Consider the following 4,350-nt stretch of genomic DNA (forward strand, 5'->3'; position numbering starts at 1 on the left):
TCCTGCACTCACCCCTCGGGTAGGGATTGAAGTGGAAATCCTTTTTGTCGAGGCACGAGCAAAAAGATTGCAACGTAAAGCCCGACCATGAGCCCTTGCACTATCCTTGAATTCTAACTCAAATGGTTTTGGGCGAATGGGACCCGCCTAATAAAAATTAAAAACTAACCTACCAATTACACTTATTCCCCCTGCCCCGACTTTTTCTCCATCCAGGTGGCATAAACCGCCTGTTGCCTGGGCCTGTCCTTGGGTACTTCGCGCAATGGTTCGCAAGGCCTGAAAGTGGCATGCATCTCGCCAGGTAAGCGCTGGTACAACTCGGTTCCTCGGGTTTTCCATTCCAGCATGTCATCACTTAAATCCTTGATGATTTTGGCCGGATTGCCCACCACAATTTTCCGGTTAGGAATCTGCATTTCGGCCGGTACAAAGCACAAAGCGCCTACTATGCACTCATCGCCAATAACAGCATCGTCCATCAATACCGCATTCATGCCTATCAAACTGTTGCGCCCCACCGTGGCCCCGTGAACAATAGCCCCATGACCAATATGCGCGCCCGTATGCAAGGTCACCGTCTTGCCCGGAAAAATATGGATGGTGCAATTCTCTTGCACATTGCATCCGTCTTCGATGATTATCTCGCCCCAATCGCCACGTATGGCCGCTCCCGGACCAATATACACATCCTTGCCTATAATCACATTGCCCGTTACAGCCGCCTGTGGGTGCACAAAGGCGCTGGGATGCACCACCGGTATATATCCGTTGAATTCGTAAATCATCTTAATCGCCAACCACAACAAATTCCGTACGCCTGTTCTGGCTGCGACCGGCCTCGGTATCGTTGCCCGTAAGCGGCTTGGTTTCGCCAAATCCCTTGTACGAAAGTCGGGATGGTTCTATGTTTAAAGTAGTTAAAAAGCTGTAAACGGCCTTGGCCCTATTCTCAGACAACCTGAGGTTTTCGGCATCGTTGCCCACATTGTCGGTATGCCCGTGAATAGCCACTTTTAGATTTTGATTCTCTCGCAAGTAAGCCCCAAACTCGGTCAAAATATTCATGCATTGCTCGTTCAAATCCCAACTGTTGCTTTCAAAATTGATGTCGTGTATGCGGTAGGCCCCTCCCTTTTTCACCGGTTTTACCTCTATATCCAACTTTTTGGGTTTGCCGGCCTCTGCAGTATCTTTTTTTGAGAAGTATCGACTTTGGAAGGCTGCATTGTCGCTTTTTATGCTCAACATCATGTCTTCCTTTAAACTAAAAACCGCCACATATTTCCCTGAAACTGAATCTACCGGAATTTCTTTTACTTCCTTGGTTTTTAAGTTTTTAATTTCAATTCGGGCGTTTTTGGCAGGTTGGTTGCTTTCGTCTTTTAATTCTCCCTTTAAAAACACAATTTTCTCCGGCCTGGCTTCCTTGTATAGCGGAAAAGAGTACAAATCCCAACCACCGGCTTTCTTTAACACATTGGAAGAAAAATAGGCCGTTTGTCCATCCGTACTTACAAAAAAGCCTAAATCATCTTCTCCGGTATTGATAGGGTAACCAATGTTCTTGGGCGTCAGCCATTTGCCCTTTTCGTCTTGTCGAGTATAAAAAATGTCGAAACCACCCATGCCGGGTAAACTATCACTCGAGAAATACAGGGTTTGACTATCCGAATGCAAAAAGGGAGATTTTTCGTTGCCCTTGGTATTAATGGTGGTTCCTAGGTTGCTGGCTTTGCCCCAACTTCCATTGGCCTCCTTTTTACTTACATACAAATCCATATTGTCTTCCGAACCTATTTCATCCTTACGAATGCTTACAAAATAAAGCGATTTGCCATCGGCAGAGATGGAGGCCTGGCCTTCAAAAGAATTGTTTCCGTTTACTCCCGGACCCAGGTTCTGAGGCTCGGTCCAATCGTCTTTTTCGTTTAAATGACTTTCATAAATGTCGCAATTGTAATAACCGGTAGCCATGCGTTTGCAAATGGTTACATAAATGGTTTTGTTGTCTACCGTAACCGTAGCTCCTCCCACATTGTCGGTTAAATTAAAGGGGGGAGGAAGCTTTTCTCCTGCATCAAATTTCCCATCTTTTCCATGGGAAAGTGAAAATTCTTCCACAGTCATGGGTATGCTTCCGGCCGTAGAATTTTTATTGATTCGTTGCGATTTTCTGGTGAAAAAACACAATTCGTTGTCAGGCGAAACAATGGCCAAATATTCGTCGTCCTTAGTTGAAATTCCTTCTACCAACTTGGGGTCAAAAGGAACCGGATTCTTAAGCATTTGGTTATAAAAACTGGCCGTAGCCAACATTTTTTCTGCTTCCGAACGCCGGGTCTCGTAATCCTTAGGGTATAGCTTATCGTCTTCGAACCTGAACTCCAAAAATTTATTGAGTTGCAAAACAGCTTCGTCGTATTTTTTCTCCCCCAAGGCAATGGAACCTAGAAAATAATAGGGGTAGGGATGAAAATTCGGACACATCTCTATCACCTTTTTTAGCTTTTCTGCAGCAAATTTGTAATCCATCCGAATGTTCTTTTCTGCCAACCGAATGTTTTCATAAGCAAAGTCATACAATGCCGGGTAATGTTCAGGTTCCAAATCAACCACTTGCTTCAACAGCTCTCTTCGCTTCGATGATAACTTTTCTTTCCTGGCTTCTTCGTATAAATTATCCGCCTTTTTGTTCTTCGGTAATTCGCATGGAAACTCTTGAGAATAAGCCATTTCGACCAATCCGGTCAAACAAAGGAGCAGGAGTAAAAAGGGTAAGTTTTTCCGCATGTAGAAGTACTCGAAGGAAAGTGCAAAGGTTGTTGCATTGACTAAACCAATCCGAAACGTTTTTATTGTTTTTCAACAAATCAATTTGCATTTCTCTTTTTCCAATATTCTGCCAACTTGATGTAGGATTGAAAAAATCTGTTAACCCGTTCATTTCCCATGTTTACAGCAGCTTTTTTCTTTATTCTTGCACCAAATTCTAATTCGATTGAACTCGCCTTATTTTACCCCCGATCACGAAACCTTTCGTCAAGCCGTTCGACAATTTATTGATACTGAGGTAGCTCCCTTTGCTAATGAATGGGAAGCCAACCAGCAAATACCCCATTCCGTGTGGGAAAAAATGGGCGATTTAGGCTTCCTTGGCGTAAATTTCCCCGAAGAATACGGCGGAACAAACAATGACTTTTTCTATTCCGTGGTTTTGCTCGAAGAAATTCCTCGCAGTTTGATGGGTGGTTTCGCAGCGGCTCACGGTGTGCACCAATTCATGAGCACTGCTCATATTCTGAAAGCCGGATCGGAGTATTTGAAGAAAAAATATGTGGTCGACGCCATTACCGGCAAAAAATTGGGCGCCCTGGCCATCACCGAGCCCTTCGCCGGTAGCGATGTGATGAATATTCGAACCACAGCCCAAAGAGTAGGGGATAAGTATATCATTAACGGAAGCAAAATTTTTATCACCAACGGGGTTTATAGCGATTTCGTAACAGTGGCCTGTAAAACCGACCCCAATGCCGGTGCTGCCGGAATTAGTCTGATCGTGGTTGACCGCAATACTCCGGGTTTCTCCGCAACCAAATTGAAAAAGGTGGGTTGGCACTCCTCCGATACCGGGGAACTGGCCTTCGATAATGTGGAAGTACCGGTAGAAAACCTCGTAGGTAAAGAAAACCACGGTTTCTACTATATCATGGATAGCTTTCAATCAGAACGCCTGATCACTGCCATTGGCTCACTCGGCGCAAGCGAACATGGATTGACTCTAACGCTCAAATACATGAACGAAAGGGAAGCCTTCGGACGACAACTGAAAAAATTCCAGGTGCTTCGTCATAAACTAGTCGATCTCGCTACCGAAATCGAAGCTACCAAACAATTGGTTTACTACACCGCCTGGCTTTACGACAAAGGAATTTACTGCGTTAAAGAATGTAGCATGGCTAAAATGAAGGCAACCGAACTAAGCAAGCGCGTTTCCGACGAATGTTTGCAATTCTTCGGAGGCTATGGCTACATGGACGAGTTCCCAATCTCCAGAATGTACCGCGACGCCAGAGTCGGAACCATCGTGGGTGGTACCACCGAAATTATGAAGGAAATTCTTGCCAAAATTATTATCGATGAGGTAAATTTTGAACCCGCCTACGACAACGAAAAGGAGTTAACCCCTTCCCAATCCGCTAATTCAACTAATCAATTAAATACCAACCAATCTCAATCCATGGATATTAAACCAGAAACCGCCAAGGATATCATCTACTCCTTGCCACAACGCTTAAAAGCTGATAAAGCTGCCAATGCCAATGCTATTTTTCAATTCGATATCGAAGG

Annotated in this window: 4 protein-coding genes; 1 reads left to right on the plus strand and 3 read right to left on the minus strand. The window is 44.5% G+C overall.

Annotated elements, in window-relative coordinates:
• Positions 1-182: 182 nt before the first annotated feature.
• The 3 genes from K1X82_14950 to K1X82_14960 are packed head-to-tail and all read right to left on the minus strand — an operon-like array spanning position 183 to position 2,947.
• Positions 183-788: a transferase hexapeptide repeat family protein gene (locus tag K1X82_14950; protein ID MBX7183407.1), complete on the minus strand. Its 606-nt coding sequence runs from the start codon at positions 786-788 to the stop codon at positions 183-185.
• Between the two features lies 1 nt (position 789).
• Complete coding sequence (locus K1X82_14955) at positions 790-2,736, minus strand: OmpA family protein (protein ID MBX7183408.1); 1,947 nt, start codon at positions 2,734-2,736, stop codon at positions 790-792.
• Positions 2,681-2,947 carry a hypothetical protein gene (locus K1X82_14960; protein ID MBX7183409.1) on the minus strand — a complete coding sequence of 89 codons (267 nt, stop codon included), beginning with the start codon at positions 2,945-2,947 and terminating at the stop codon, positions 2,681-2,683. Before K1X82_14960 ends, K1X82_14955 begins: the two co-directional genes overlap by 56 nt.
• A gap of 54 nt (positions 2,948-3,001) precedes the next feature.
• Here K1X82_14960 and K1X82_14965 point away from each other — a divergent pair.
• The coding region (locus K1X82_14965) for an acyl-CoA dehydrogenase family protein (protein ID MBX7183410.1) at positions 3,002-4,350 on the plus strand (1,349 nt) is incomplete at its 3' end.

This window comes from Bacteroidia bacterium, assembly GCA_019695265.1.
Lineage (GTDB): Bacteria > Bacteroidota > Bacteroidia > JAIBAJ01 > JAIBAJ01 > JAIBAJ01.

Coding starts and splice junctions, on each gene's coding strand:
- K1X82_14950 (MBX7183407.1), bottom strand. CDS start 788: ATGATTTACGAATTCAACGGATATATACCGGTGGTGCATCCCAGCGCC.
- K1X82_14955 (MBX7183408.1), bottom strand. CDS start 2,736: ATGGCTTATTCTCAAGAGTTTCCATGCGAATTACCGAAGAACAAAAAG.
- K1X82_14960 (MBX7183409.1), bottom strand. CDS start 2,947: ATGAACGGGTTAACAGATTTTTTCAATCCTACATCAAGTTGGCAGAAT.